This is a genomic window from Streptomyces sp. IMTB 2501 (assembly GCF_001953885.1).
In the GTDB taxonomy this organism is placed as follows: Bacteria; Actinomycetota; Actinomycetes; order Streptomycetales; family Streptomycetaceae; genus Streptomyces.
In genome coordinates this window covers 150156-176331 of the sequence record NZ_MQUS01000009.1, presented here as the reverse complement: position 1 = coordinate 176331, position 26176 = coordinate 150156, and the positions used below count along the sequence as shown (strand labels likewise).

The 26176-nt window shown below is 71.9% G+C and carries 22 protein-coding genes, 1 other RNA gene and 2 pseudogenes; 16 read left to right on the top strand and 9 right to left on the bottom strand.

What is annotated here, in order from left to right:
- The first annotated feature begins 13 nt into the window (after nucleotides 1-13).
- Together AV521_RS17850 and AV521_RS50865 are read left to right on the top strand one after the other, a co-directional pair.
- On the top strand, nucleotides 14-1495 hold the full coding sequence (locus AV521_RS17850) for an MFS transporter (protein WP_076089447.1): 1482 nt from the start codon (nucleotides 14-16) through the stop codon (nucleotides 1493-1495).
- Nucleotides 1496-1547: 52 nt separating this feature from the next.
- Nucleotides 1548-1775, top strand: a pseudogene (locus AV521_RS50865) (SigE family RNA polymerase sigma factor); the annotation flags it as partial.
- A gap of 224 nt (nucleotides 1776-1999) precedes the next feature.
- Here the strand turns inward: AV521_RS50865 and AV521_RS17840 are convergent.
- Nucleotides 2000-2641: a response regulator transcription factor gene (locus AV521_RS17840; RefSeq protein WP_107480942.1), complete on the bottom strand. Its 642-nt coding sequence runs from the start codon at nucleotides 2639-2641 to the stop codon at nucleotides 2000-2002.
- 303 nt (nucleotides 2642-2944) lie between these two features.
- Here AV521_RS17840 and AV521_RS17835 point away from each other — a divergent pair, with 303 nt between their 5' ends.
- Complete coding sequence (locus AV521_RS17835) at nucleotides 2945-4543, top strand: alpha-L-arabinofuranosidase B (protein WP_076089446.1); 1599 nt, start codon at nucleotides 2945-2947, stop codon at nucleotides 4541-4543.
- Here the strand turns inward: AV521_RS17835 and AV521_RS17830 are convergent.
- Entirely contained in the window at nucleotides 4521-5792 is a 1272-nt protein-coding gene (locus tag AV521_RS17830; RefSeq protein WP_076089445.1) for a sensor histidine kinase, read from the bottom strand. The two genes, AV521_RS17835 and AV521_RS17830, sit on opposite strands and share 23 nt — an antisense overlap.
- Nucleotides 5793-6117: 325 nt before the next feature.
- Between AV521_RS17830 and AV521_RS17825 the strand changes: the two genes are divergently transcribed.
- The 3 genes from AV521_RS17825 to AV521_RS17815 are packed head-to-tail and all read left to right on the top strand — an operon-like array spanning nucleotide 6118 to nucleotide 9051.
- Nucleotides 6118-6993, top strand: coding sequence for a MaoC/PaaZ C-terminal domain-containing protein (locus AV521_RS17825; protein WP_076089444.1), 876 nt, complete (start codon nucleotides 6118-6120; stop codon nucleotides 6991-6993).
- A 29-nt stretch (nucleotides 6994-7022) separates the two neighbouring features.
- The gene (locus tag AV521_RS17820) at nucleotides 7023-8099 is read left to right on the top strand and encodes a Zn-dependent alcohol dehydrogenase (RefSeq protein ID WP_076089443.1); all 1077 of its coding nucleotides are present in this window, start codon (nucleotides 7023-7025) and stop codon (nucleotides 8097-8099) included.
- A gap of 10 nt (nucleotides 8100-8109) precedes the next feature.
- Nucleotides 8110-9051, top strand: coding sequence for a 3-oxoacyl-ACP reductase (locus tag AV521_RS17815; RefSeq protein WP_076089442.1), 942 nt, complete (start codon nucleotides 8110-8112; stop codon nucleotides 9049-9051).
- A gap of 308 nt (nucleotides 9052-9359) precedes the next feature.
- Here the strand turns inward: AV521_RS17815 and AV521_RS17810 are convergent, their stop codons facing one another.
- Nucleotides 9360-10718 carry a hypothetical protein gene (locus AV521_RS17810; RefSeq protein ID WP_076089441.1) on the bottom strand — a complete coding sequence of 453 codons (1359 nt, stop codon included), beginning with the start codon at nucleotides 10716-10718 and terminating at the stop codon, nucleotides 9360-9362.
- A 189-nt stretch (nucleotides 10719-10907) separates the two neighbouring features.
- Between AV521_RS17810 and AV521_RS17805 the strand changes: the two genes are divergently transcribed.
- The 3 genes from AV521_RS17805 to AV521_RS17795 are packed head-to-tail and all read left to right on the top strand — an operon-like array spanning nucleotide 10908 to nucleotide 13712.
- A complete protein-coding gene (locus tag AV521_RS17805; RefSeq protein WP_076089585.1) occupies nucleotides 10908-11759 on the top strand; it encodes a Nif3-like dinuclear metal center hexameric protein in 852 nt (283 codons plus the stop codon).
- Nucleotides 11756-12499 carry a zinc ribbon domain-containing protein gene (locus AV521_RS17800; protein WP_076089586.1) on the top strand — a complete coding sequence of 248 codons (744 nt, stop codon included), beginning with the start codon at nucleotides 11756-11758 and terminating at the stop codon, nucleotides 12497-12499. The genes AV521_RS17805 and AV521_RS17800 overlap by 4 nt, the downstream gene beginning before the upstream one ends.
- Nucleotides 12500-12515: 16 nt before the next feature.
- Nucleotides 12516-13712 (top strand): bifunctional RNase H/acid phosphatase, encoded by a 1197-nt coding sequence (locus AV521_RS17795; RefSeq protein WP_076089440.1) that lies wholly within the window; start codon nucleotides 12516-12518, stop codon nucleotides 13710-13712.
- 19 nt (nucleotides 13713-13731) lie between these two features.
- Here the strand turns inward: AV521_RS17795 and eda are convergent, their stop codons facing one another.
- Nucleotides 13732-14400, bottom strand: a complete 669-nt coding sequence (gene eda, locus AV521_RS17790) for a bifunctional 4-hydroxy-2-oxoglutarate aldolase/2-dehydro-3-deoxy-phosphogluconate aldolase (RefSeq protein ID WP_076089439.1) — start codon at nucleotides 14398-14400, stop codon at nucleotides 13732-13734.
- Between the two features lie 75 nt (nucleotides 14401-14475).
- A complete protein-coding gene (gene yaaA / locus AV521_RS17785) occupies nucleotides 14476-15258 on the bottom strand; it encodes a peroxide stress protein YaaA (RefSeq protein ID WP_076089438.1) in 783 nt (260 codons plus the stop codon).
- A 203-nt stretch (nucleotides 15259-15461) separates the two neighbouring features.
- Between yaaA and AV521_RS17780 the strand changes: the two genes are divergently transcribed.
- Nucleotides 15462-16895: an RNB domain-containing ribonuclease gene (locus tag AV521_RS17780; RefSeq protein ID WP_076089437.1), complete on the top strand. Its 1434-nt coding sequence runs from the start codon at nucleotides 15462-15464 to the stop codon at nucleotides 16893-16895.
- On the opposite strand, the gene AV521_RS17775 is transcribed toward AV521_RS17780, so the two are convergent.
- Genes AV521_RS17775 through AV521_RS17765 form a run of 3 tightly spaced genes read right to left on the bottom strand, consistent with a single transcriptional unit; the run spans nucleotide 16882 to nucleotide 19814 of the window.
- Nucleotides 16882-17448 (bottom strand): hypothetical protein, encoded by a 567-nt coding sequence (locus AV521_RS17775; RefSeq protein WP_076089436.1) that lies wholly within the window; start codon nucleotides 17446-17448, stop codon nucleotides 16882-16884. The two genes, AV521_RS17780 and AV521_RS17775, sit on opposite strands and share 14 nt — an antisense overlap.
- Nucleotides 17449-17453: 5 nt before the next feature.
- Nucleotides 17454-18200 carry a MerR family transcriptional regulator gene (locus AV521_RS17770; RefSeq protein WP_076089435.1) on the bottom strand — a complete coding sequence of 249 codons (747 nt, stop codon included), beginning with the start codon at nucleotides 18198-18200 and terminating at the stop codon, nucleotides 17454-17456.
- A gap of 33 nt (nucleotides 18201-18233) precedes the next feature.
- Entirely contained in the window at nucleotides 18234-19814 is a 1581-nt protein-coding gene (locus AV521_RS17765) for an FAD-dependent monooxygenase (protein ID WP_256725583.1), read from the bottom strand.
- A gap of 47 nt (nucleotides 19815-19861) precedes the next feature.
- Between AV521_RS17765 and AV521_RS17760 the strand changes: the two genes are divergently transcribed.
- The 6 genes and pseudogenes from AV521_RS17760 (at nucleotide 19862) to AV521_RS17730 (ending at nucleotide 25845) form a co-directional block, all read left to right on the top strand.
- Nucleotides 19862-20476 carry a TetR/AcrR family transcriptional regulator gene (locus tag AV521_RS17760; protein WP_076089434.1) on the top strand — a complete coding sequence of 205 codons (615 nt, stop codon included), beginning with the start codon at nucleotides 19862-19864 and terminating at the stop codon, nucleotides 20474-20476.
- Nucleotides 20477-20763: 287 nt separating this feature from the next.
- The gene (locus AV521_RS17755) at nucleotides 20764-21585 is read left to right on the top strand and encodes an AraC family transcriptional regulator (RefSeq protein ID WP_076089433.1); all 822 of its coding nucleotides are present in this window, start codon (nucleotides 20764-20766) and stop codon (nucleotides 21583-21585) included.
- A gap of 22 nt (nucleotides 21586-21607) precedes the next feature.
- Nucleotides 21608-22387 (top strand): annotated as a pseudogene (locus AV521_RS52700) (DMT family transporter); the annotation flags it as partial.
- Between the two features lie 118 nt (nucleotides 22388-22505).
- Nucleotides 22506-22909: RNase P RNA component class A (rnpB, locus tag AV521_RS17740), an RNA gene on the top strand.
- Nucleotides 22910-23073: 164 nt separating this feature from the next.
- Nucleotides 23074-23346 (top strand): hypothetical protein, encoded by a 273-nt coding sequence (locus AV521_RS17735; RefSeq protein ID WP_076089432.1) that lies wholly within the window; start codon nucleotides 23074-23076, stop codon nucleotides 23344-23346.
- A gap of 744 nt (nucleotides 23347-24090) precedes the next feature.
- The gene (locus AV521_RS17730; RefSeq protein ID WP_143658618.1) at nucleotides 24091-25845 is read left to right on the top strand and encodes a hypothetical protein; all 1755 of its coding nucleotides are present in this window, start codon (nucleotides 24091-24093) and stop codon (nucleotides 25843-25845) included.
- Here AV521_RS17730 and AV521_RS17725 read toward each other — a convergent pair.
- A complete protein-coding gene (locus AV521_RS17725; RefSeq protein WP_143658617.1) occupies nucleotides 25835-26056 on the bottom strand; it encodes a hypothetical protein in 222 nt (73 codons plus the stop codon). The genes AV521_RS17730 and AV521_RS17725 overlap by 11 nt on opposite strands.
- Nucleotides 26057-26176 lie beyond the last annotated feature (120 nt).

The window sequence follows — 26176 nt, the reverse complement described above, 5'->3', positions numbered from 1 at the left end:
CCGGGTTGAGAGCATGACATCCATGCTCGAAGCCGCCGACACCACACCGCACATATCCCGCCGTACGGCCGCGCCCACCTGGCTGGTCGTGGCGCTCGCCTGCGCCGGACAGTTCCTGGTCGTCCTCGATGTGTCGGTGGTGAACGTCGCCCTGCCGTCCATGCGGACCGGCCTCGGCCTCACCCCGTCCGGTCTGCAGTGGGTGGTGAACGCGTACGCCATCGCCTTCGCCGGGTTCATGCTGCTCGGCGGCCGGGCCGGCGACCTGTACGGGCGCAAGCGGATGTTCCTGGTCGGCCTCGGCCTGTTCACACTGGCCTCGCTGGGCGGCGGCCTCGCCCAGGAGGGCTGGCAGCTGCTGCTGGCGCGGGCCGTGCAGGGGCTCGGCGCGGCCGTGCTGGCGCCCTCGACGCTGACCCTGCTGACGTCCGCGGTGCCGGAGGGGGCGGCGCGGGCGCGGGCGATAGCGACCTGGACCGCGGTCGGCGCCGGTGGCGGAGCCGCGGGCGGACTGGTCGGCGGAGTCCTCGTGGACGTGCTGGACTGGCGCTGGGTGCTGCTGATCAACGTGCCGGTGGGCGCGCTGGTGCTGGCCGGCTCGGTGGTGTGGCTCAGCGAGAGCCGGGCCGGGGACGGGCGGCGCCTGGACCTGCCGGGCGCGCTGCTGGTCACGGCGGGCCTCGCGACCCTGGCCTACGGCATCTCGCAGACGGAGGCGGCGGGCTGGACGGCCCCGGCCACGCTGCTGCCGCTGCTCGCCGGTCTGCTGCTGATCGGTCTGTTCCTGCTGGTCGAGGCGCGTACGGCGGCCCCGCTGATGCCGCTCGGCCTGCTCCGGCTGCGCTCGGTCGCGTCGGCGAACGCGGCGATGTTCCTGTCCGGCTCGGCCATGTTCTGCATGTGGTACTTCATGACGCTCTACGCCCAGAACGTCCTCGGCTACTCGCCCCTGGAAGCCGGTCTCGCCCTGGTGCCCAGCTCGCTGTCCGTGGTCGTCGGCTCCAAGGCGGCGCCGCACCTGATGCGGACGGCGGGCGCGCGGACCGTGGCGGCGCTGGGCACGTTGGTGGCCGCGGCCGGATTCGGCTGGCAGTCGACGATGAGCGCGCACGAGGCGTATCTCACCGCGATCATGATCCCGGGGATGCTGATGATGCTCGGCGCGGGTCTGGCGGCGACCCCGCTCGCCGCCCTGGCCACGTCGGGGGCGGCGCCGGGCGAGGCCGGTGTGGTGTCGGGGCTGGTCAACACCTCGCGCACGATGGGCGGTTCGCTCGGCCTCGCCGTGATGTCGACCGTCGCGGCGGCCGGGACGGGCAGCGGCCACGGCCCCGAGGCACTGACGGACGGCTACGCGCTGGCCTTCCGGGCCAGTACGGCGGTGCTGCTGGGCGGGGCGGTGGTGATGCTGCTGTGGCTGCCGCGGCAGAAGGCGGCGACGGCGACGGCCGCGGCGCGGGCCGCAGGAAGAGATTCCGCGACTTCGCGCGGATGAGGCAACGGTCCGGGCGGCTCATGGACTCCTTCTGACAGCAAGGGAGGTGCCCATGGGGGATGGCAAGCAGGCTCGGAGCGAGGAGTTCCAGAGCTTCATGGTCGGCCGCTGGCCACGGCTGATGCGTACGCCATTTCTCCTCACGGGGGAGCGGCACGCCGCCGAGGACCTGGTCCGGTCGACGCTGGAGCGGGTCCATGTGTCCTGGCGGAAGGTCGGCGCGGCCGACGAGCCGGAGGCGTATGTGCGGCGCGTGATGATCAACCTGCATGCGCGCAGGGGGCTCTCCCCCTGGCCAAGCCGAACAGCGACGGCCCCGAGCCGCTCGTGGTGGGTACGGTCGCCAGCACGGCCCGGCACGTCAAGTGCGGCTGGAAGGACGCACGAGCACCATGGCCGGGCCCCAGGCGGTGGCCGGCTCGCCGGTGGAATGGTTTGCCTGCACGGCCCCGGAGGGGACGGCTTACCAGAACGCGGAGGTGAGCCGGTAGGAGCGCACGCGACTCACAGCCACCCCTGCTGCCGCGCCTCCCGTACGGCCTCCGCCCGGTTCCGGGTACCGGTCTTGCCGATGGCCGAGGAGAGGTAGTTGCGGACGGTCGACTCGGACAGATGCAGCCGGCCGGCGATGTCGGCGACCGTCGCGCCGTCCACGGACGCCTTCAGTACATCGCACTCGCGGGCCGTCAGCGGGCTCGGTCCGGCGCTGAGCGCGGCGGCGGCCAGTGCCGGGTCGACGACGGTCTCCCCGGTGAGCACGCGCCGGATCGCCGCGGCCAGTTCCTCCACGGGCCCGTCCTTGACGAGGAACCCGGCGGCCCCGGCCTCCATGGCCCGGCGCAGATAGCCGGGCCGGCCGAAGGTGGTGAGGATCAGCACCCGGCAGTCGGGCGCCTGCTCCCGCAGCTCGGCCGCCGCGTCCAGGCCGCTGGTGCCGGGCAGTTCGATGTCCAGCAGGGCCACGTCCGGCCGGTGCAGCAGCGCCGCCTCGACGATCTCGTCGCCGCGGGAGAGCTGGGCGACGACCTCGATGTCGTCCTCCATGCCGAGCAGCAGCGCGAGGGCCCCGCGCATCATCCCCTGGTCCTCGGCGAGCAGCACCCGAATGGACTTGGCGGGCCGATGGTCCCGGGGCATCTCGTTCATGGGCTCAGGTTACGGCCATCGGGCCGATCCGCCCGGTCACGCCGAGGGTTTTGTGATCATCGTCTGACTGGTGCCCGAAGGGACGGGTTTCTTACGGTAGTTGACCGGTGTTCACCGGCCGCCAGCAAAGAATCCGCTTGATTCGGTGCAGCGGGGGTTGACGGCCGCGAGCGGCGTGCAAACAATCGCCTCTGCATTTCCGGAATCCCCCCGCAATTTTGCAGTCGAATGGGTTCGGTATTTCGATCGAACACTGTCCGAAATACCGAACGTGAGCTGCCCCGAGACGAACCGAGGTGCACCTTGCTCCCCGAAACTCCCCGCCTCCCACGCCTGCTGCGGCTTCCGCGGCTCCCTCGCCCCCGGCGGCTGAGAGGCGCCGCCCTGTCCGTGCTCGCCGTCTGTGCGACCCTCGCCGGGCTGCTCCTCGGTGTCGGTGCGCCCCAGGCCGCCGCCGCGAGTTCGCTGCCCTGTGACGTCTACGCCGCCGCGGGCACCCCCTGCGTCGCCGCGCACAGCCTGGTCCGGGCGCTGTACTCCTCGTACAGCGGCTCGCTCTACCAGGTGCAGCGAGCCTCCGACGGGGCCACCGCGAACATCGGTGTGCTGTCCGCCGGCGGATACGCCAACGCGGCCGCCCAGGACTCCTTCTGTTCCGGCACGACCTGCATCATCACCAAGATCTACGACCAGTCCGCGCGCCACAACGACCTCACCGTCGAGGGCGCGGGCGGCGCCGGCAAGGCCGATGTCGGGGCGCCCGCCGACGCGCTCCCGGTGACCGTCGGCGGCCACCAGGTCTACGGCCTGGAGATCTCAGCCGGCATGGGCTACCGGAACGACTCCACCTCCGGTGTCGCCACCAACGGCGGCGCCGAGGGGATGTACATGGTGACGTCCGGCACCCATGTCAACGGCTCCTGCTGCTTCGACTACGGCAACGCCGAGACCAACAACAAGGACACCGGCAACGGGCACATGGACGCCATCAACTTCGGCACCGAATGCTGGTTCTCGCCCTGCTACGGACAGGGCCCCTGGGTGCAGGCCGACCTGGAGAACGGGCTGTTCCAGTCGGATGCCGGATACAGCAAGAACACCTCCAACACCGGAACCGGCCCCCTGCCTTTCGTGACCGCGCTGCTCAAGAACAACGGCCAGAACCATTTCGCGCTGAAATACGGGAATGCGCAATCGGGCGGGCTCACGACCACCTATTCCGGGGGTGAGCCGACCACCAGCGGGTACTCACCGATGCACCAGGAGGGCGCGATCGTCCTCGGCACCGGCGGCGACAACAGCAACGGCTCCATCGGCTCCTTCTTCGAGGGAGTCATGACCTCCGGCATCCCGACCGACGCCGCCGACAACGCCGTCCAGTCGGACATCGTCTCCGCCGGCTACGGCGGCGCGACCGGCAGCACCGGCACGCTGGGCGCCGGCTCGGAGATCTCACTGCGCGCGACCACGTCCTGCTGCACCAGCGACTACGTCCGTCACCAGAACAGCGCCGGCGTCCTCTCCGCCATCACGTCCAGCAGCTCCAGCCTGGACAAGAACGATGCCACCTGGATCGTCCGCAAGGGGCTCGCCGACGGCTCCTGTGTCTCCTTCGAATCGCGCAACTACCCCGGCGACTTCCTGCGCCACTACAACTTCAAGCTCTACCGGCAGCCCATGGACGGCACCACCCAGTTCCGGTCCGACGCCACCTTCTGTCCGCAGACCGGCAAGAGCGGCAGCGGCACCTCGTTCGCCTCGTACAACTACCCGACCAGATATCTGCGCCACTACAACTACAACCTGTACATAGCGAGCGACGGCGGGTCCAACGACTTCGACAGCAGTACGTCCTGGACGAACGACGTCAGCTGGGCGGTCAGCTCGCCCTGGGCGCCGTAGCCACCGCGTCCGCGAACTCCGCTGACTGCAACGGGAGTTCGGCGGTCACCGTGAAACCGCCGCGTGGCGACGGGCCGGCCGTCAGCGAGCCGCCCGCCGCCGCGAGGCGTTCGGTCAGCCCCTTCAGACCCGTGCCGCCGATGCCCGGCTGCGGCCGGCTCGCGGGCGTGCCGCTGCCGTTGTCGGTGACGGTCAGCCGGACCTGCTCGGTGCCGCTGTCCACGGTGATCTCACAGCGGCTCGCGTCGCTGTGCCGGACCACGTTGGTGACCGCCTCGCGCACCACCCAGCCGAGCAGTGCCTCGGTCTGCGGTTCCAGCGGCGTACCGGACTGCCGTACCACCGGCTCCACGCTCGCCGCGGACAGCGCCGAGCGGGCCCGGGTCAGCTCGGTGGCGAGGCTGCCCTCCCGGTAGCCGGTCACCGCCTCCCGGATCTCGGTGAGCGCCTGCCGGCCCACCGACTCGATGTCCGTGATCTGGCTCAGCGCCGCGTCCATGTCGCGCCCGGCCAGCCGCCGGGCCGCCTCCGACTTCACCACGATCACCGACAGCGTGTGCCCCAGCAGGTCGTGCAGATCCCGCGAGAAACGCAGCCGCTCCTTCTCCACCGCACGCCGGGCCAGCTCCTCGCGGGCGGCGCGCAGCTCCCGTACGGCCTCGGACAGACCGAGGATCGCGGCGGTCACCATGCTGGAGAGGAAGGTGCCATAGGCGATGTTCACCGCGTCTGCGCCGTCGCGGACGCCGGAGATCGCACCCGCGTACGCGGCCAGCAGCAGACCCGTACGGCCCAGCCACGGGCCGCGCAGCACCGCGCCCGTCGCGAGCCCCAGCAGCGGGAAGAAGAACAGCCAGGTGCCGCCGTAACCGAGGGCCAGGCCCGTGGTCACCAGGCCCATCAGACCCAGCGCGACCCGGGTCGAGACCGCCTCACGCGTCTCCCGGTGGAAGGCGCGGAACGTGACGTAGACGTACAGAGAGTTGAAGGCCAGCAGGCCCAGGCCGCCGATCAGCGGGTTCGGGGTCTTGCCCTGGAGCAGGTTGGAGAAGGCCCCCATCCCCATCAGCAGCCAGGGCAGCAGCGCGAAGCCGGTGGGCGGCGGGCCCGGATGGTCGACGTCCGGGTGCTCGCCCCGCTTCCCGGCGGCCCGCCGCGCGGCCTTGAAGCGCTCGTGCTCCGCCTTCCACTCGAGCCGCTCGGCCTGCCAGACCTGTGCCTGGCTCCGTACTCTGCGCCACGCCGTCATATCCGTGTTCCCCCGATCAGCCGGTCCCCGCCGTACGGCGGTACGACAGCACAGCGTACGAACCGAACGGTTTTGGCCATGCCATCAGCACGATGATGGCACCCGCGCCCGGCTCCGGGCAGATGCGCATGTACGGACTCGGGCAGTACAAATGTCACCGACCGCCACTCCTGACACCCCGTCAGGAGCCTTCACAACTGAGGAGCGCTGGGCTATACCTAGGGCGCTGGACTGGAACGCGTTCTAGATCCGCCCCAAGGACGACCTCGGTGCGGCCGACGGTGCGGACGGCCGCGCCGGGGTCTTGAACCGCCACAGGAGCCCTATGCCCATCGACGCAGCCAAAGCCCTCGCGGCCGAGCCCCGTACCGGGGACATCTCCTGGACCACGAAGGACGTCCAGCTCTACCACCTCGGCATCGGCGCGGCCACGAATCCCGACAGGCGCAGCCCCGCCACGGACCCCGACGAACTGCGCTACACCCTTGAGTCCCGGCTGCATGTCCTGCCGAGCTTCGCCACCGTCGCGGGCTCCGGCGCGCCGGGCGTGATCAGCGGGCTCTCCCTGCCCGGTGTGGAGGTCGAACTCGCCAAGGTCCTGCACGGCGGGCAGACACTGGAGATCCACCGCCCCATCCCGGCCGAGGGCACGGCGACCGCGACCAACCGGCTCGCCGCCGTCTACGACAAGGGCAAGGCCGCCATCCTGGTCCTGCGCACCGAGGTCGCCGACGCCGACGGCCCGCTGTGGACCAGCGACGCCCAGATCTTCGTACGAGGGGAAGGCGGATGGGGCGGCGACCGTGGTCCTTCCACCCCCATCGAACCGCCCGTCGGCGAGCCCGGCCGGACCGTCGAACGCCCGATCCGCGAGGACCAGGCCCTCCTCTACCGCCTCTCCGGCGACTGGAACCCGCTGCACGCCGATCCCGAGTTCGCGAGGCGCGCCGGCTTCGACAGGCCGATCCTGCACGGGCTGTGCACCTACGGCATCACGCTCAAGGCGGTCGTGGACACCCTGCTCGGCGGGGACGTGAACCGGGTCCGGTCGTACACCACCCGGTTCGCCGGGGTCGTGTTCCCCGGGGAGACCCTGCGCATCCGCATGTGGCAGGGCGAGGGGAGCGTCCGGGTGGCCGTGAGCGCGGTGGAGCGCGGTGACGCGCCCGTTCTCGCCGACACGATCGTCGAACACTCTTGATCCAGTAGGCAGTTGAGGGGAGCCGCACCATGCGCGCAGCCGTACTGCACGAGATCGGCCAGGAAAAGCTGGAGGTCCTCGACGACGTCGAGGCGGTGGGCTTCGGGCCCGGCAAGGTCAGGGTCCGGGTGCGGGCCACCGGGCTGTGCCACTCGGACCTGTCCGCGATGAGCGGCGTGCTGCCGCAGCCCGCCCCGTTCGTGCCCGGGCATGAAGGCGCGGGGGAGATCCTCGAAGTCGGCGACGGCGTAGGGGGGTTGAAGCCGGGTGACCGGGTCGTCCTCTGCTGGCTGCCCGCCTGCGGCGCGTGTCCGGCCTGCAAACGCGGCCAGACCCAGCTGTGCCTGGCCGGGTTCATGAACGCCGGCACCCCGAACTTCAGGCGCCCCGGCGGTGACGTCTTCGGCTTCGCCGGCACCGGCACCTTCGCCGAGGAGGTCGTGGTCGACGCGGGCTGCGCGGTGCCCATCCCGCAGGACGTGCCCTTCGACATAGCCGCGCTGATCGGCTGCGGGGTCACCACCGGACTCGGCGCCGCCCTGAACACCGCTGATGTGCAGGCCGGTTCGTCCGTCGCCGTCATCGGCTGCGGAGGCGTCGGCATCTCGGCGGTGCAGGGGGCGCGGCTCAAGGGCGCCGCCGAGATCGTCGCCGTGGACCCGGTCGCCTCCCGGCGCGAGTCCGCCCTCAGGTTCGGTGCCACGAAGGCGGTGTCACCGGACGAGCTGGCCGAGGCCAAGCAGCAGGTCACCGGCGGCGAGGGATTCGACTACGTCTTCGAGGTCGTCGGCAGGTCGGCCACCGCCCGCACCGCCTACGAGAACACCCGGCGCGGCGGCACCCTCGTCGTGGTCGGCGCCGGCGCCATGGACGACTTCCTGCAGCTCAACATGTTCGAGCTGTTCTTCGACGAGAAGCGCATCCTGCCGTCCATGTACGGCGGCGGCGATGTGCTGCGCTCCTACGAGCGCGCGATCGCCCTGTGGCGGGCCGGTCGCATCGACCTGGGGGGCCTGATCACCCACCGGGTCCAACTGGCCGAGATCAACGAGGCACTGGACCAGATGCGTACCGGGACCGCCCTGCGTACGTGCATCGAGATCTGAGGTCTCGCCGATGTCACTGCCACTTGAAGGGCTGTCCGCCGTCGTCACCGGTGCCGGACGCGGGCTCGGCCGGGCCGAGGCCCTGGAACTCGCCCGGCTCGGCGCGGCCGTCGTCGTCAACGACTACGGGCAGCCTGGCCGGGACGGCTCCGGCGAGGCCTCGGCGGCACCCGCCGAGGAGGTCGCCGCCGGGATACGCGCCCAGGGCGGCCGAGCCGTCGCCCACACCGGAGACGTCGCCGACTTCCAACAGGCCCGCGAACTGGTGCAGTTGGCGATCGCCGAGTTCGGCAAGCTGGACATCCTCGTCAACAACGCGGGCATCCTGCGTGACCGCATGGTCTTCTCGATGACCGAGGACGAGTGGGACTCGGTGATTCGCGTCCACCTCAAGGGCCACTTCAACACCACCCACTTCGCCGCCGCACACTGGCGGGAGCGGTCCAAGGCGGCCGGCGGGGAGAAGGTCTACGGGCGGATCGTGAACACCTCCTCGGAGGCGTTCCTCGCCGGTTCCGCGGGCCAGCCCAACTACGCTGCCGCGAAAGGCGGCATCGTCGGGCTGACCACCTCCACGGCCCTCGCCCTCGCCAAGTACGGCGTCACGGCCAACGCGATCTGCCCGCGCGCCCGGACCCGGATGACCGAGGACGTGTTCGCCGGCTTCCAGCTGCCGGACGAGGGCCTGGACCCGCTGGCCCCCGAGCATGTCGCCCCGCTCGTCGGCTATCTGGCCGCACCGGCCGCCGCCCGGATCAACGGCCAGCTGCTCGTCGTACACGGCGGCATGGTCGCGATCGTGGAACGGCCGCGGGTGCAGGCCAAGTTCGACAGCAAGCAGGAGACGTTCACATACGACGAACTCGACGCGCTGCTCACCCCGCACTACGCGGGCCTGCCGCCGGGGGAGACCTTCGCGGCGGCGGAGGTGCTGGGGCTCAAACGCGGCTGAGGAAAAGGGAAGAGGGGGCGCCCGCGCGGGACGCCCCCTCTTCCGTCACGACCGTCAGGCGGCCGCCTCCGCGGTCTCCGCCGCGGGCTTGCGGTGCCGGCCGTGCGCAGATGTCTCACTCTCCTGAGCCGCGATAGGCCCCCTGTGCCGGCCGTGGCCGGCAGCCTCGGAAGAGTCGGCAGACAGCTGCTCCGTCGTGCTGGTGTCGCTCATCGGACGTATTCACCCCGTCACATGATCTTTCGTACAGCCGGGCGAGTGTAACCGGCGCACCACCGGCCGAATCCAGGCGCACACGCCAACCGGCACTAGTTCGTTACAAGACGTCCCAGAGGCGCCTGCTGCAACGGCACCGGACGCGCCACGACCGGCTCCGGAGCCTCCGGTTCCAGCCCATCCGGAGTCCCCCGCTCCACCCTATCCGGGGCTTCCAGGCCCCCATGCTCCGGGGCCGTCCCCTCCACGGGCTCCCCGGGACCCGGAGGGTCCGGTTCCGTCGGCTGCCACGATGCCTCGGGCGCCCCGGCAGCCGTGCCGTCCCGGACCGGACCCTCCAGACCCGCCTCCCCCGGTCCCCCCGACCCCCCGATTTCCCCCGGAGCCGCGGCGGTCCTGTTCTCCGCGGCCCCCGGCCCCCCCGTCTCCGAGGGCACCGTCAGCTCCGTCACGCCGCAGGGAGTCTCCTGCGTGGCGTACGGCAGCCGCAGCACCCCGTCCCGTGTCCACAGCCCGGCTCCGGCCAGCCACCCCTCGGGCGCCGGAAGGTAGTTCACCTGCCTGCCGGCCGGCCGCCAGATGCCCACCCAGCTGCCGAACGGCCCCTCGACGCGCAGCGCCACCGCGCAGTTCTCCGGCGTCAGCACCTGCTCGGGCTGGATCGCGAACGGCGTCACCGCGCAGTCCGGCACCCGCAGACTCTCCGGGAAGCGCACCGGCAGGGTGCTGCCGAGCACGCCCCAGCCCAATCGTTCCTGCCCCGGCGAAGGCGCGTCGGAGGAGATGAGCAGCAGTCCGCTGTCGGGGTCTGCGAGCAGCAGCCGGTCGGCGCTCCCGGCCGCGATCTGCAGCAACGGCGAGACCTCCGCGCGCTCCAGGTCCACCACGACCGTCTTGACCGGCCCGCCGGCCGGCTCCCGGTCCAGTGCCAGCATCCGCCCCGCGCGATCCAGCCAGACCCCGCCCGAACAGCGCCCCGGCACCTCCGCGAGCCGCTCCGGCCCGAACGGCCCGCCCGCCACCAGCCAGACCGCACTGGAGCGCGGCCCGACGGCGAGGGCATAGGCCCGTGAGCCACCCGGCGCGGGCGGCAGCAGCGTGAGCCGGGTGCCGGGCTCGGGGCACTCCACCGTGCCCAGCGGCAGCTCGCCGGTGCCGGGCCCGGTCGGGTACAGCAGGGCGAAGAGGTGCCGCCGCTCCACCCGCCGGTGGATCAGCACCCGGCCGTCGGACAGCGGCTGCACCTCGGTACCGGGCTCCTCCGGCTGGTTGCCGGGCAGCGGCACCGCGTACGGCTCCGGGCCGTCCAGCGTCCAGCGCTCCGGGAACCAGCGGTCACCGGCCGGCACCAGCCGGGCGGCGTAGGCCCCGTCTGCCGTGATGGCGCACCCCGTCCCCGGCGCGCCGTCGTCCTCGCCGGTGGAGGGGGGTTCGATCGCACAGGCCGTCATCGTTCGGTCACCTCCGGCGACGAAGCTAGTTTTCGCACGCACAGGCGTGGGATCGGCCGACGGCGGCTTCACACATACGGGTGGCGCAGAAGCGATTCACCTGAGGAGACCGGGACCTTTGTGCTGAGCGGGACCGGGGGAGGCCGGATGCGGTACGGCCGCACGGACCAGCCAGGTAGCCTTTCCCTCGTGCCCCGTCTGTCTGAAGTCATCGCCGCGCTGGAGGACCTGTGGCCCGCCGAGCGGGCCGAGTCCTGGGACGCGGTCGGCACGGTCGTGGGCGACCCCGACCAGGCGGTCACCCGGGTCCTGTTCGCCGTCGACCCCGTGCAGGACATCGTCGACGAGGCGGTGAAGCTCGGCGCCGACCTGCTGGTCACCCACCACCCGCTCTATCTGCGGGGCACGACCACGGTCGCGGCGACCCACTTCAAGGGCCGTGTCGTGCACACCCTGATCAAGAACGACATCGCCCTGCACGTCGCCCACACCAACGCGGACACCGCGGACCCGGGTGTCTCCGACGCCCTCGCGGGCGCGCTCGACCTCAGGGTCGTACGCCCCCTGGTCCCGGACCCCACCGACCCGGCGGGCCGCCGGGGCCTGGGCAGGGTGTGCGAGCTGGACCACCCGGTGACCGTCCGCGAGCTGGCCGCGCGCGCCGCCGAGCGGCTGCCCGCCACCGCCCAGGGCATCCGGGTGGCCGGCGACCCCGAGGCCGTCGTCCACACGGTCGCGGTCAGCGGCGGCTCCGGCGACAGCCTCTTCGACCAGGTCCGGGCAGCCGGTGTCGACGCCTTCCTCACCGCCGACCTGCGCCACCACCCGGCCAGTGAGGCGGTCGCCCACAGCCCCCTCGCGCTGCTCGACGCGGCGCACTGGGCCACCGAGTGGCCCTGGTGCGAGCTGGCCGCAGCCCAGCTCGACGAGATCTCCGACCGCCACGGCTGGGACCTCAGGGTCCATGTCTCCAAGACGGTCACCGACCCCTGGACCGCCCACGCGGCGTCCAGTACGACACATGCAGGAGCCCCCAACTGAACGCCGCGCCCGCCGACCAGATCCGACTCCTCGACGTCCAGGCCCTCGACGTCCGCCTGCAGCAGCTCGCGCACAAGCGGAAGTCACTGCCGGAGCACGCCGAGGTCGACTCGCTGAACAAGGACCTCACGCAGCTGCGGGACCTGCTCGTGGCCGCGCAGACCGAGGAGAGCGACACCGCCCGCGAGCAGACCAAGGCCGAGCAGGACGTGGACCAGGTGCGCCAGCGCGCCGGCCGCGACCAGCAGCGTCTGGACTCCGGCGCGGTCACCTCGCCGAAGGACCTGGCCAACCTCCAGCACGAGATCGCCTCCCTCGCCAAGCGCCAGGGCGACCTGGAGGACGTCGTCCTGGAGGTCATGGAGCGCCGCGAGGCCGTGCAGGAGCGGGTCAACGAACTGACCGAGCGGGTCGCCTCGGTCCAGTCGAAGATCGACGAAGCGAACGCCCGCCGGAACTCGGCCTTCGAGGAGATCGACGGTGAGGCGGCGACGGTGACGAAGGAGCGCGAGGTCGTGGCCGCCTCGGTCCCCGCCGACCTGCTCAAGCTCTACGACAAGCTGCGCGAGCAGCAGGGCGGCATCGGCGCGGCCAAGCTGTACGCCCGCACCTGCCAGGGCTGCCGGCAGGAGCTGGCCATCACCGAGCTGAACGAGATCCGCTCGGCGGCCCCGGACACCGTGGTCCGCTGCGAGAACTGCCGCCGCATCCTGGTGCGTACGTCCGAGTCGGGTCTGTAGACAAGGGGCTTGTGGGGTGCGGGAGTTCATCGTCGAGGCGGACGGCGGCTCGCGGGGCAACCCCGGGCCGGCCGGCTACGGCGCGGTGGTCAGCGACGCGGCGACGGGGGAGACGCTGACCGAGCTGGCCGAGTACATCGGCGTCGCCACCAACAACGTGGCCGAGTACCGGGGTCTGCTGGCGGGCCTGCGCGCCGCCCACGCCCTGGACCCGGCCGCCATGGTCCACGTCCGCATGGACTCCAAGCTGGTCATCGAGCAGATGTCGGGCCGCTGGAAGATCAAACACCCCGACATGAAGCCCCTGGCGACGGAGTCGAGGTCGGTCTTCCCGCCCGACCAGGTCACATACGAGTGGATCCCCCGCGAACAGAACAAACACGCTGACCGCTTGGCGAACGAGGCGATGGACGCGGGCACGAAGGGCGAGCAGTGGTCGCCGTCCGAATCGGCCGTGGCAGCGGGCGGTCGTGCCGCTGGGGCGGCGCCCGTCCCACAGAAAGCGGCACCCCAAGGCGAGCGGCGCCCTGCCACCCCCGAGGAGGAGCGGCGTGCGACGCCGGGCTGGAGCTCCGCCCCCGACCTCGGCGCACCCGCCACCTTCGTCCTCCTCCGCCACGGCGAAACCCCGCTCACTCCCCAGAAGCGCTTCTCCGGCAGCGGCGGCACCGACCCCTCCCTCTCCACCGCCGGCCGCGACCAGGCCCACCGAGTCGCGGAGGCGCTCGCCAGGCGCGGCACCATCCAGGCGATCCTCGCCTCCCCTCTCACCCGGACCCGCGAAACCGCCGCCGTCGTCGCCACCCGCCTCGGTCTCGACGTGACGATCGAAGACGGCCTGCGCGAGACGGACTTCGGCGCCTGGGAGGGCCTCACCTTCGGCGAGGTCCGCGACCGTCACCCCGAGGACCTGAACGCCTGGCTGGCCGACCCGGAGGCCCACCCCACCGGTGGCGGCGAGAGCTTCGCAGAGACGGCCACCCGGATCGCCGCCACCCGTGACAAGCTGGTCGCCGCCCACGCGGGCCGCACGGTGCTGCTGGTCACGCACGTCACCCCGATCAAGACCTTCGTCCGCCTCGCCCTGGGCGCCCCACCCGAGTCCCTGTTCCGCATGGAACTCTCGGCGGCCTCCCTGTCGGCGGTGGCGTACTACGCGGACGGCAACGCGAGCGTCCGGCTCTTCAACGACACGTCCCACCTGCGTCCCTGAACCCCGGCGCCCCGGCTCTTCAGACGTTCTCCGGGGCCCCGCCGAGCCGCGCGGCGCCCCGCGCCAGCTCCTCGATCCGCGCCCAGTCCCCGGCGGCCACCGCGCCCGCCGGGACCATCCAACTGCCGCCCACACAGCCGACGTTGGGCAGCGAAAGATACTCCGGCGCGTTCGCCGGAACGATCCCGCCCGTGGGGCAGAAACGAGCCTGCGGCAACGGCCCGGCCAGCGACCGCAGATACGCCGTACCGCCCGCCGCCTGCGCCGGGAAGAACTTCATCTCCCGCAGCCCGCGCTCCAGCAGCGCCACGACCTCCGACGTGGTCGACACCCCGGGCAGGAACGGCACCCCGGACCCGCGCATCGCCTCCAGCAGGGCGTCCGTCCACCCGGGGCTGACCAGGAACCGCGCCCCCACCGCCACACACCCGCCGACCTGTTCCGGCGTGATCACCGTGCCCGCGCCGACCACGGCCCGCGGCACCTCGGCGGCGATCGCCCGGATCGCGTCCAGCGCCGCAGGCGTCCTGAGCGTCACCTCGATCGCCGGCAGCCCGCCCGCCACCAGCGCCCGCGCCAGCGGTACGGCATCGGCGGCGTCGGAGACGACCACGACGGGCACGACGGGCGCGTGATCCACGAGATCCAGTACCGAGGCAGGCGAGGACGAGGGCAGCGGCGAGGTCATGCCCTCATCGTGCCCAGCTACCGCACTACCCGCAACGACCGTTGCGCACAGTGCAACGCAGTGGCGTCCTCGTGGTCAGTGAATCTCCTCCACCAGCACATCCAGCGACCACGCCTTGCCCGCCTTCCCCGGCGCCTCCGCCTCCACCTCGTATCCGAGGTCCCGCAGCGTCTCCACCAGCTCGACCGGGTCCTTCGGCCCGGCACCCTCCGACAGCAGGCTCCGTACGATCCGCCCCTTCGTCGCCTTGTTGAAGTGGCTGACCACCTTCCGCGTCGGCGCGTGCAGCACCCGCACGGTCGCCGTCCGCCCCGCGACCTCGCCCTTCGGCTTCCAGGCCGTCGCGTACGCCGAGGAACGCAGATCCAGCACCAGGCCGTCCCCGGCCGCCTCGGGCAGCACCTCGGCCATCGGTGCCCGCCAGTGCCCGGCCAGCGCGCCGAGCCCCGGCAGCTTCACGCCCATCGAGCAGCGGTAGGAGGGAATCCGGTCCGTCACGCGTACCGCTCCCCACAGCCCGGAGAACACCAGCAGCGAGCCGGCCGCGCGCCGCCGCGCCGCCGCGTCCAGGGTGGCCAGGCCGAGGGCGTCGTAGAGGACACCGGTGTAGATCTCCCCGGCGGGGCGGGTGCCGGCCGTCGGCAGGCCGGCGTTCTTCGCGACCTCGCCGCGCAGCCCCTCGCTCAGCCCGAGCACCTCGCGTGCCTTCTCCTCGTCACCGGAGCACAGCTCGACCAGCTCGGTGAGGACGGCCTCGCGTGCGCCGGTGAGCCCCGGCAGGGACAGCGACCCCAGCTTCAGCGGGGCACCCTCGCCCGAGTTCGCCTTGCCTTCCGAGGGCGGCAGCAGGACCAGCACACGTACTCCTTACGTAGACCTCCGCGACAGCGTACGGCGTGCCGCCGCCACGGCCGCGACCGCAGGGCCTGCCCGCCGGATCCTGCCGGAGACACGGGGTCCGGCACGTTCAGCCGCACGCACCAGACCCCGCTCACCTCTTCTGATCAGATTCCGCCGGCTTCCTCCGGCCTGATCCGCCGGACAGGCCCTACGCTCGCTGTATGCCCCGCCGCAAGATCCGCGTGACCGGTGCCCCCGAGGCTCCGCTCCGGTCCGCGCTCGCCGCGCTGCGCACCGAGCTCGGTGTCCGGGGGGCCTTCCCGCCGGAGGTCCAGGAGGCGGCCGAGCGCGCGGCGAAGGCCCCCGCCCTGCCGGCGTACGACGCCACCGACATCCCCTTCTTCACCCTCGACCCTCCCGCCTCCACCGACCTCGACCAGGCGACGCACCTGTCCCGGCAGGGCACCGGCTACCGGGTCCGGTACGCCATCGCCGACGTCGCCGCCTTCGTCGTACCCGGCGGAGCCCTGGACGCGGAGGCGCTCCGCCGGGTGAACACCCTGTACTTCCCCGACGAGAAGATCCCGCTGCACCCCACCGTGCTCAGCGAGGGCGCGGCCAGCCTGCTGCCGGACCAGGTCCGCCCGGCCGCGCTGTGGACGATCGACCTGGACGCGGACGGCCGGACCGGCGCCGTCGACGTGCGCCGCGCCCTGGTCCGCAGCCGCGCCAAACTCGACTACGCGCGTGTGCAGCGGCAGATCGACGCCGGAACCGCCGAGGAGCCGGTCGCGCTGCTCAAGGAGATCGGCGAGGCCAGGGAACGGCAGGAGGCCGAGCGCGGCGGCATCTCCCTGAACGTGCCCGAGCAGGAGATCACCGAGCGGGACCACACCTACGTCCTCGGCTACCGGGCCCCCTTGCCCGCCGAGGGCTGGAACGCCCAGCTGTCCCTGCTCACCGGCATGGCCGCAGCCGACCTGATGATCGCCCACGGCACCGGCGTCCTGCGCACCCTCCCGGCCGCCCCCGACGGCGCCGTGGCCCGCCTGCGCCGTACCGCCGTCGCCCTGCACATCGACTGGCCGCACCACATGTCGTACGCGGCCCTGATCCGCACCCTCGACCCGCACGACACCCACCATGCGGCCTTCCTCCAGGAGTGCACCGCCCTGCTGCGCGGCGCCGGCTACACCGTCTTCCGGGACGGCGTCCTGCCCGCGATCACCACGCACGCCGCCGTCGCCGCCCCCTACACCCACTGCACCGCCCCGCTGCGCCGCCTCGCCGACCGCTACGCCGCCGAGATCTGCCTCGCCGCTGTCGCGGGCCAGTCCCCGCCCGACTGGGTGCTCGACGCGCTCGACGCGCTGCCCCGGCGGATGGCCGACGGCGCCCGTGTCGCCGGCACGGTCGAGCGCGAGTGCGTGGACATCGTGGAGGCGGCCCTGCTCAAGGACCGGGTAGGGGATGTCTTCGACGGCTGTGTGGTGGATGTCGACGAACACCGGCCGACCGTCGGCACCGTGCAGTTGATCTCCCCGGCCGTCATCGGCCGCATCGAGGGCGACCGTCTCCCGCTCGGTGAACGGCTCCGGGTCCGGCTCGCTCAGGCCGATCCGGGGACGTCGAAGGTTCTTTTCACGGTCGCGTGAGTGCCTGGACGAGACCGCCGGGGTCATCGGCGTGCAGCCGCACCACGCTGACGTCCTTGCGGCGGCCCAGCAGCGTCAAGTGGACGACGGGCTCGGCGAGTTCGAGTGTGAGCGAGGTCTGTGAGCCGACGGCGAGATCGAGTGCGCCCGGCGCGGGCTCGTGCGTGCTGCGGGTCTCCCGGCGTACGGCGCTGATCGCGTCCAGCGGGATCCGCAGGTCCACATGGGCGCCGTAGCGCACCCGCAGCGCGTCCCCGGTCAGCACGTGCGGGCGGACCACACAGGCCGCGTGCAGGCCGATGACCAGCAGCACGGTGTAGACGTCCAGCACCAGCAGCACATCGTCCGCGGTGGGCATGTCGCGCAGCAGCACGGACACGCCGACCGTCTCGACCACACACACGAAGACCAGCGCCACCATCGTCGCACCCTGCCCGCGCGCATAGCCGAACGCCCGCCCGCCGGCGGTCCCTTGGGCGCGCCGGGCCAGCCACAGCGCGAGACTGACACAGACCCGCCCCTCGTGCCGCGCCACCCGCCCCAACACCCGCACGCTCCTCAACTCCCCTCCCGCTCAAGGATCTCCAGCGCACGACGGATCACCTCGGCCTGCGCGGGGGCGAAGTCGGCGTAGAGGGCGCGCAGGACGGCGTTGTCCTGGCCGATGTCCGACGCGGGCGGCAGCCCCCGGGGGATGCAGCCGGCCAGCGTCCGCGCGGCCCGCTCCACACGAGGGTCGTCCGGCTCGGCGTTCTCCAGCACATCGAGCAGGGCGTACGCCTCCCGGGTCCGGGCCAGGACGTCCGGGTCGCCCAGGGCCCCACGCAGCGCTGCCAGCAGCCGCTCCCGGTCCTCGGGGGCGGCGCCGGTGTCGATCAGCGCGAGGATCTCGCGGTCCTTGGCCGCCATGGGGGAGTCGCTGCCGGGCAACGAGCCGAGCAGGTCCGCCAGTTCGGGTGACAGCGGGCCGTCGGCGGGCAGCTCCCCGGCGGCCAGCAGCCCGCGCAGCCGCTGCCGCCGCTCCCGGATCTCCGCCTCCTGCCGGGCCAGGTCCTCGTCCAGTTCGGCGAGCACCTCGACCAGGTCCTTCCCCGCGTCGTCCGCGAGCATGTCCCGCACCTCGGCGAGCCCCAGCCCCAGCTCGGTCAGCCGCCGTATCCGGGCGAGGGCGACGGCGTGCCGGAGGGTGTAGTGCCGGTAGCCGTTGGCGCGGCGCTCCGGTTCGGGCAGCAGGCCCAGGTGGTGGTAGTGCCGCACGGTGCGCGTCGTGACGCCGACGGCGGCGGCGAGTTCTCCGATCCGCATGGGTCCAGTACAGACGTTGACGTCGCGGCAGGGTCAAGCGGTCGCCCCGGCCGCGCCGAGCCAGCGTTCCAGGGCCTCCGGCAACCCCTTGGTGTCCGTGTCCTCCGTGTCGGCCGCCCAGGCCACGAACCCGTCCGGCCGCGCGAACAGCGCCCTGAGGCCGGGCCGGTCCGGGCAGGCGAGGGTACGGACGTCCAGCCGGTCGCCGTACCCCTCGGCGCGGGGGCGCAGCTCGGGGTCGTCGGCGAGGTCGAGCAGCAGGGCGCGGCCGGAGTGCAGACGGTCGCCGAGCCGGGAACCGTCGGACAGCGCCAGGTCGGGGGCGCTCGCGCCGGTCAGCGGGTGGTCGCCGGGCAGGTCGTAGCGCTGCCAGATGCCGGAGATCTTGGTGACGAGGTACGTCGTCCCGGTCGTGGTCAGCGCCAGATCGGTCACCACCCGGCGCAGGGCGCGGGCGTGCCGGTCCGGGCGCATCACCGCGATCTGGGCCCGGGTCCAGTCGAGCACCCAGGCACCGATCGGATGCCGCTCGGCGGTGTACGTGTCGAGCAGGGACACCGGTGCCGTGCCGCGTACGACGGCGGCCAGCTTCCATCCCAGGTTCATCGCGTCCCCGAGACCGAGGTTGAGCCCCTGCCCGCCGAACGGCGAGTGCACATGCGCCGCGTCGCCCGCGAGCAGCACCCGGCCCTTGCGATAGTCCGTGGCCTGGCGGGCGTTGTCGGTGAACCGGGTGGCGCTGAGCACCTTGGTGATGGTGACCTCGGGCACGCCCGACACCCGGCGGAGGCTGGCCTGCAGTTCCTCGGCGGTGATGGGCGCCATGGGGGTCCCCCCGCGCGAGCGAAGCCGAGCGTGGGGGAGGTCGGCGGGGGGCCCGTCGAACTCCACGCTGAGGATCCGCCCGGGGAACGGACCGTTGACGTACGTCCCCGTGTCGGTGGTGTTCCAGCCCGCGCCCAGCCGCTCGCCGCCGGTCAGCTCCACGATCGCCTGATAACTCGTGATCTCCGGGTCCGTGCCGGGGAATTCGAACCCGGCGAGCTTGCGGACGGTGCTACGGCCGCCGTCGCAGCCGACGAGCCAGCCGGCGCGAATCGTTCCTCCGCCGGTGTGTACGGCGACCCCGTCCGCGTCCGCGTCGAAGCCGGTCAGCTCCACACCCCGGCGCACCTCCACCCCGAGCTGCTCGGCCCGCCGGGCCAGGATCCGCTCCAGCGCGGCCTGCGGCACGCCGAGTCCGCTGTCGGCGGCGGGGCCGGCCTCGGCCCAGGCCGGGTCGGAGCCGTCGAACAGGTCCACGGTCATCGTGATCCCGGCGAAGTGCCCGGCGAACTTGGGCGGGAGCCTGGACTCGACGTCCTCACCCCGGAAAGCGCGTATCCGTTCCAGCGCCGCCTCCCACACCGCCGCCAGCTCGGGCAGCAGTCCGCGCCGGTACAGGGCGACGGCGCTCGGGATGTTGACCGAGCCCGCCTTGATCGTCTCGTCCACCTCGGTCAGCCGCTCCACGACCAGCACCCGCGCTCCGCCGAGCGCCAGCTCGCAGCCGAGGAAGAGGCCTGCGGGACCGGCGCCCGCCACCACCACGTCGTAATCGATCGTCGTCGTCACAACTCTGACTGTAGTCACTAAAAATTTTGAGTGGCTATAGTTTTTCCATGAATGAGGAACCTTCGCTGAGGGAGCGCAAGAGACTGGCCACGCGGCAGCGGATCTCGGACATCGCGACGGGCCTGTTCATCGAGCGCGGCTTCGACGCGGTGACGGTCGCCGAGGTCGCGCGGCAGGCAGACGTCTCCGCGATGACGGTCTTCAACTACTTCCCGCGCAAGGAGGATCTGTTCCTCGACCGCATCCCGCAGGCCGCCGAACTGCTCGCCGCAGCGGTGCGCGACCGGGCCGCCGGCGAGTCTCCGCTCGCCGCCGTGCGCCGCCTCGCCCTTCAACTGCTGGACGAGCGGCACCCGTTGGGCGGAGTGGGGGACACCTTCGCCCCCTTCTGGCGGGTCGTCGTCGACTCACCGGCCCTGCGCGCCCGCGCCCGCGAGGGCGCCGAGGAGGTGGAGCGCGCGCTGGCCGCGGCCCTCACCGGGACCGCCGCGCCGGACCCGCACCTCCTGGCGGCACTGGTCGTAGCGGCCTGTCGCACGGTCTTCGTCGCCTCCGTACGCCGGCTGATGGCGGGCACCCCGGTGGACGAGGTGGCGCACGAGCACCGGCTGCGCGTGGAGGCGGTCTTCGCGGCGCTGGAGCGAACGGGCCTCGACGGCTGACGCTCCTCGCCACCGGACAGCCCCTCCGGCACGCCGAGCGGCCCGAAGGCCCGGACGACCGGGCGGCGATGCCGCTGATGCGCCGGTGCGCCGGGGATGCCGATCCGGCCCGCGCGGTCTGGGCTTCGCCCACGGCACGGTCATCCTGAAGATCCACGGCGACTTCCCCGGCGACTTCCCCGGTGACCTTTCCGGCGACTTTCCCGGCGACGCCGACCTGGAAGCGGCATGGAAGCGGGGCCTGGAGACGTTGCATCCACAGCGGGAACCGGAAGGGGTGGGGGCGGATGGCGGAAAAGGCGCTGTGGACGCGCGCCCGGCTGGGCCACGAAGGCCCCCCGCTGGACCTCCTGACGGCGAACTTCCGCCGGCACACCTACGCCCCGCACGCCCACGACGAGTACACGATCGGCGTCTGCGTCGGCGGCAGCGAGGTCATCGACTACCGGGGCGGCCACATCCGCACCGGCCCCGGCACCATCGTCGTCCTCGACCCCGGCGAGATGCACACCGGCGGCCCCGGCAACGCCACCGACGGCTACGCCTACCGCGCCCTGTACGCCGAGCCGTCGCTGCTGGCCGACGGCACCCTCGGCGGCCTGCCGCACTTCCGTGAGCCCCTCCTCGACGACCCCGAGCTGGCCGCCGCCCTGCGTCTCACCCACACGGAACTCAGCGCCTGCCCCGACCCCCTCGAAGCCGAATCCCGCCTCCCCTGGCTGCTGACGGCCCTGGCCCGCCGCCACTCCACGGCCCGCCCCGGGTCCGACGTGATCCCCGGCGCCGGCGCGATCGCCCGGCTGGTCCGCGACCGCCTGGCCGACGACCTCACGGCACCGCCCCCGCTGGCCGGCCTCGCCGCCGACCTGGGCCTGTCCCGCTACCAGCTCCTACGGGCCTTCCGTACGACCATGGGCATACCCCCGTACGCCTGGCTCGCCCAGTACCGGGTGAGCAGGGCGCGGGGACTGCTGGAGGCGGGCCTGCGCCCGGCGGAGGTGGCGACGCTGGTGGGCTTCGCCGACCAGGCGCACCTGACCCGCTGGTTCCGCCGGGTGCTGGGCGTGACGCCGGCGGCGTACCGCAACAGCGTTCAAGACTCCCGGTGAGGTCTTGGCCGAAACTCACCGCATGACTGCACGCGGCTGGTTCCTGTTCTCCCTCATGGGAGTGATCTGGGGCGTCCCCTATCTGATGATCAAAGTGGCGGTGGACGAGGTGTCCCCGCCGGTGGTCGTGTTCACACGCTGCGCGCTGGGCGCGATCCTGCTGCTCCCCTTCGCTCTGCGCCAGGGCGGACTGCCCCGGACGATACGCACCCACTGGCGCCCCATGCTGGCCTTCGCATGCCTGGAGATCCTGATCCCCTGGATGACGCTGACCGACGCCGAACGACACCTGTCCAGCTCGACGGCGGGTCTGCTGATCGCGGGCGTACCGATCGTGGGAGTGATCGTCGCCCGCCTCCTCGGCGACACGGAACACCTCGGAGCCCGCCGTCTGACCGGCCTCGCGCTCGGCCTGGGTGGTGTGACGGTCCTGACCCTCCCCCACCTGACCGGCGGTGACGCCCGCTCCCTGGCCGAGGTGTTCGTGACGGTGCTGGGCTATGCGACGGCCCCGGTCATCGCCGCCCGCCGCCTCAAGGATGTCCCGTCCCTGCACCTGACGGCGGCGTGCCTGACCCTGGCGGCGCTGGTCTACGCTCCGCTGGCCGCTCTGGCCCACCCCTCCTCCCTCCCCTCGCCCTCCGCCTTGGCGGCCCTGACCGGCCTGGGCGTGCTCTGCACGGCGGTGGCCTTCGTGGCGTTCCTGGAGCTGATCAAGGAGGCGGGTCCGACACGGGCGACGGTGATCACGTACGTCAACCCGGCGGTGGCGGTGGCGGCGGGCGCGCTCTTCCTGAACGAGCGGCTGACTCCCACGGTCCTGGCGGCATTCGCCCTGATCCTGGCGGGCTCGGTCCTGGCGACGGCGGCCGCCGGTCCTCGCCGCTCCAGGCGCCCGGTACCATGGTCGACACGGCAGACGAGCCGGGCGGACGGCCGCGTGGAGTCCCCCTAGGGGGCTTCCCGAGGAACGTCCGGGCTCCACAGGGCAGGGTGGTGGCTAACGGCCACCCGGGGTGACCCGCGGGACAGTGCCACAGAAAGCAAACCGCCCGGGGCTTCGGCCCCTGGTAAGGGTGAAACGGTGGTGTAAGAGACCACCAGTGCCCAGGGTGACCTGGGCAGCTAGGTAAACCCCACCCGGAGCAAGGTCAAAAGGGGCGCCGTGAAAAGCGCCCTGCGCGGACGCACGAGGGCTGCCCGCCCGAGTCCGCGGGTAGACCGCACGAGGCCGGTGGCAACACCGGTCCTAGATGGATGGCCGTCGCCGAGGACTCCGCGAGGACCCTCGGAACAGAACCCGGCGTACAGCCCGACTCGTCTGCCGCCACCTGCGGCTTTGCCTGGGAGAGGGCCTCCGACCTGCGTCGGAGGCCCTTTCTGATCTTTCGGTGATTTGCCGCGTCAGGCGTCGGAAAGTCCCTCGGAAGTCCCTCGGACAGCGCTGATGGTTCGGGTGCTTCGAGCGCTCGCAATACGGTCGTAGCCGTGCGCTTCGACGACAATGAGCCCGTCTTCAAGCGGTGCGAGTGGGGGACGAACCGCTACGAGTACAACCCGCGGAACCCCGTAGGCTTCGCCTTGATCGTGGTGGCCATCGGCTTCGCTGTGATGCTGCTGCTGATGCACAACCACGCAGGGCCATTTGCGCCGCCGGACACGTCGTGGAGTCCGGCGCCGGACATGTCAGGGCGGGCGCCACCAGCAGAGGATCCACCGGGGCCAACTCCGCCGGAGTCGGTGGATTCGCCAGGGCCGTGAAGGTCCGAGCGGGTGGTGAGGTGATCCCTTGAGCGGATGGCTACGCCCGTGATGCGCCGGCCGGGCTACGCGAACGGCGGAGTAGCAGAGCTCCTGCCAAGGCCGAGGCAGCGGCTCCTTCCGTACCAGCCATTCGCGACACGTTCCTGTGTCCGACGGCGGACAGCGCCCCTGCCCTGTTTCCGGGGGCATCAAAGACATGGATGGAGCGGCGACGTAGCTGTGACGTAATGCATGGTCACTTTCCGGTCGGTCGCGGGTTATGGGCGGCGTCATGTGTCGTGGCCTCCGATCTCCACACGGGAGACCGGCTCAGCGCCGTAGCCGGTGCCGCGGACGCCGTGGTCGGCATCCGCGCGGTGACCCCGGGCAAGGACGACCACAACGGGGGTCACCGTCTTCGCGTCGTGCCGATGGCTGCCCGCGGGAATCGGCGGGCCGTACTGGCCGCACCTGGGGTCGAGGAAGCACCCTCACCGTATGTGATCCCCCTGGACCCCGGCAGTCGGCTGCCGCACGCGGTAAACAGTTGATCAAGGGCCGCTGAAGTCGTCCGAGGTGGTGCTAGCGTCCGGTATGCTCTGCGGTCCCGTACCGCAGCGAGGGGGCGGACGGCCACGTGCGTGGGGAGACGCATGCCGTCCTGGCAATCGTCGTACGCGCGATCAGGTCCCCGAGCGCTGCCCCGCACGAGCACAGGGACTTGACACCGACGTACGGGCACGGCCCAGAAGGAAGACACCTGTGAATCGAACCGTGCATCAGCGCGGCTGGCTCGCTCTTCTGCTGGCCGGCACGATCGTGGCAGCGCTTCCGGCGGCAGCGGCCGCCGACGAGACCCCCGTCAACCCGGCACTGCCGACGCCCGCATTGCCGGCCAGTCCGGCCTGCGGCAGCGACAGCACCCCGACCTGGCGGACCGTGACCAATCCGCCTCCCACGGGGATGACCGTCTCCATCGGCGTACCGCGGCCCACGGTGGACGGGGTGACGTACCAGGGGGTCGTTCATGCGTGGGACGTGGACGGCTCGCAGGCGGCCGACGGGTCCGTCTCCGGGGTGCCGGTTCCCTACGAATCCGTGTATGTCCCGCTGCCCCTGACGGATGGGCACACCTACGGCTGGCACGCGTCGACGTACGACGGGACGGCGTACTCGAACCCGACCGCGCCCTGCTACTTCCGGGTTGACGGGAGCGCGCCCCTCGCCCCGGTCGTCACGAACCCGGACTTCCCGCCGGCAGGAAGCCCGGGAACGCCCACGAAGGCAGCCGGGCAGCCCACCACGTTCAGCTTCAGTTCCCGTGACCCCCTGCCCGGCGGATGCACGGAAGCGGGGGCTCCGGACTGCTGGGCCAGCGGTTTGGACCACTTCGAGTACGCCTTCGACCAGGAGCCCGGCATCGGCGCCGCCCGGGCCCCGGCCGACGCCCAGGGCAAGGGAACCCTGACAGCCTCCCTGACCTGGGGGACCCACACCCTCTACGTCGTCGGAGTCGACGCGGCCGGGAACCAGACGCAGCCGACTGGATACACGTTCTACGTGCCATGGCAGCTCCCGACGCCGGCCCCGACCACCATCAACCTCACCGCCCCGGCGAAGAGCGGCCGCGCGTCCCGGCTGACCGTGCCCGGTCAGATGTCGGCGGCTCCCTACCCCTCCGGTGAGGCCGTCAAGGTGGTCAGGAGCGACCTTGCCCATCCCGCCGGCGTAGCGCTGCCGGATGCGCCCCTGTCCGCCGACGGCACATTCCACATAGCCGACGTCCCGCAGGTCGGGGGAGCCAACACCTACACCGTGACCTACGCCGGTGACTCCGCCCACCAGGCGACCAAAGCCTCCGCAACGGTCCAGGTCTCCCGCAGCGCGACCGCCCTGTCCATCAGCACCAACGCGTCGTCATACGCCTACGGCGCGACCGCAAAGGTCACGGCCCACCTCGGCAGGACCTACAACGGGCGCACACTCTCGATCTACGCCGAGCCTTACCACGGTAAGAAGACGCTGGTCAGGGCGGGCACGGTGGACAGCCACGGCAACCTGACCGCGACCTACAGGGTCACCGGCAGCACGATCTTCACCGCGTCTTTCGCCGGTGACTACCGCTACGCCGCGGCTACCGCCGTCCGCACCGTGTCGGCCCACGCCAAGGTGTCCGAGTCGCTGAGCGGCTACTACGGAAGCACTCACTACGGCAGCACCCTCTACCGGGTCTACCACCACACCGCCACGGCCAAGTTGAACGCCACGGTCACGCCCGACAAGGTCGGCCAGTGCGTGCGATTCCAGGCCCAGCGGTACTACGGCGGCGCCTGGCACGCACAGAGCATCTCCTCATGCCGCACGCTCAGCACGACGAGCACCGGCTCCGCGACGCTGAGCCTGACCAAGGCGGTCAACAGCAGGTTCCGGATGCGTGCCGAGTACGTCCACAGCGGCAAGGACACCGGAAACCTCAGCACTTGGGGCGCATGGCAGTACTTCACGGTCAGGCAGTGAGGGGCTGCCGCAGGTCGTCGACAGCGCGGTTGTCCAGGGCGAGGGCGACGACCGCAGGGGAATCGAGCCCTCCCAGCGACCGGGCCACCACGGTGGACCAGTGGAACACACCGCCGCGTCGCCGCCGGGTGCCACCGCCTGCACCGGCACCACGAACGCCGGGCCCGACGGCCGCCCGCCGGACCCCGGATACAGCTTCAGCGTCATCCATCACCAGCACCGTCACAGGAACGGTGACCGCGGAGGAGGCGGAGACCTTGTCCTTCCAGCCGGCCGATACACGCGGATTCCTGATCACCTACCGTGCGACCGCCGAGGCGGCTCACCCACC

Excerpts from the sequence above, each read along its gene's own strand:
- AV521_RS17850 (WP_076089447.1), top strand. The coding sequence starts at position 14 with ATGACATCCATGCTCGAAGCCGCCGACACCACACCGCACATATCCCGC.
- AV521_RS17840 (WP_107480942.1), bottom strand. The coding sequence starts at position 2,641 with ATGAACGAGATGCCCCGGGACCATCGGCCCGCCAAGTCCATTCGGGTG.
- AV521_RS17830 (WP_076089445.1), bottom strand. The coding sequence starts at position 5,792 with ATGACGGCGTGGCGCAGAGTACGGAGCCAGGCACAGGTCTGGCAGGCC.
- AV521_RS17825 (WP_076089444.1), top strand. The coding sequence starts at position 6,118 with ATGCCCATCGACGCAGCCAAAGCCCTCGCGGCCGAGCCCCGTACCGGG.
- AV521_RS17820 (WP_076089443.1), top strand. The coding sequence starts at position 7,023 with ATGCGCGCAGCCGTACTGCACGAGATCGGCCAGGAAAAGCTGGAGGTC.
- AV521_RS17815 (WP_076089442.1), top strand. The coding sequence starts at position 8,110 with ATGTCACTGCCACTTGAAGGGCTGTCCGCCGTCGTCACCGGTGCCGGA.
- AV521_RS17810 (WP_076089441.1), bottom strand. The coding sequence starts at position 10,718 with ATGACGGCCTGTGCGATCGAACCCCCCTCCACCGGCGAGGACGACGGC.
- eda (WP_076089439.1), bottom strand. The coding sequence starts at position 14,400 with ATGACCTCGCCGCTGCCCTCGTCCTCGCCTGCCTCGGTACTGGATCTC.
- AV521_RS17780 (WP_076089437.1), top strand. The coding sequence starts at position 15,462 with ATGCCCCGCCGCAAGATCCGCGTGACCGGTGCCCCCGAGGCTCCGCTC.
- AV521_RS17770 (WP_076089435.1), bottom strand. The coding sequence starts at position 18,200 with ATGCGGATCGGAGAACTCGCCGCCGCCGTCGGCGTCACGACGCGCACC.
- AV521_RS17760 (WP_076089434.1), top strand. The coding sequence starts at position 19,862 with ATGAATGAGGAACCTTCGCTGAGGGAGCGCAAGAGACTGGCCACGCGG.
- AV521_RS17755 (WP_076089433.1), top strand. The coding sequence starts at position 20,764 with ATGGCGGAAAAGGCGCTGTGGACGCGCGCCCGGCTGGGCCACGAAGGC.
- AV521_RS17725 (WP_143658617.1), bottom strand. The coding sequence starts at position 26,056 with ATGGATGACGCTGAAGCTGTATCCGGGGTCCGGCGGGCGGCCGTCGGG.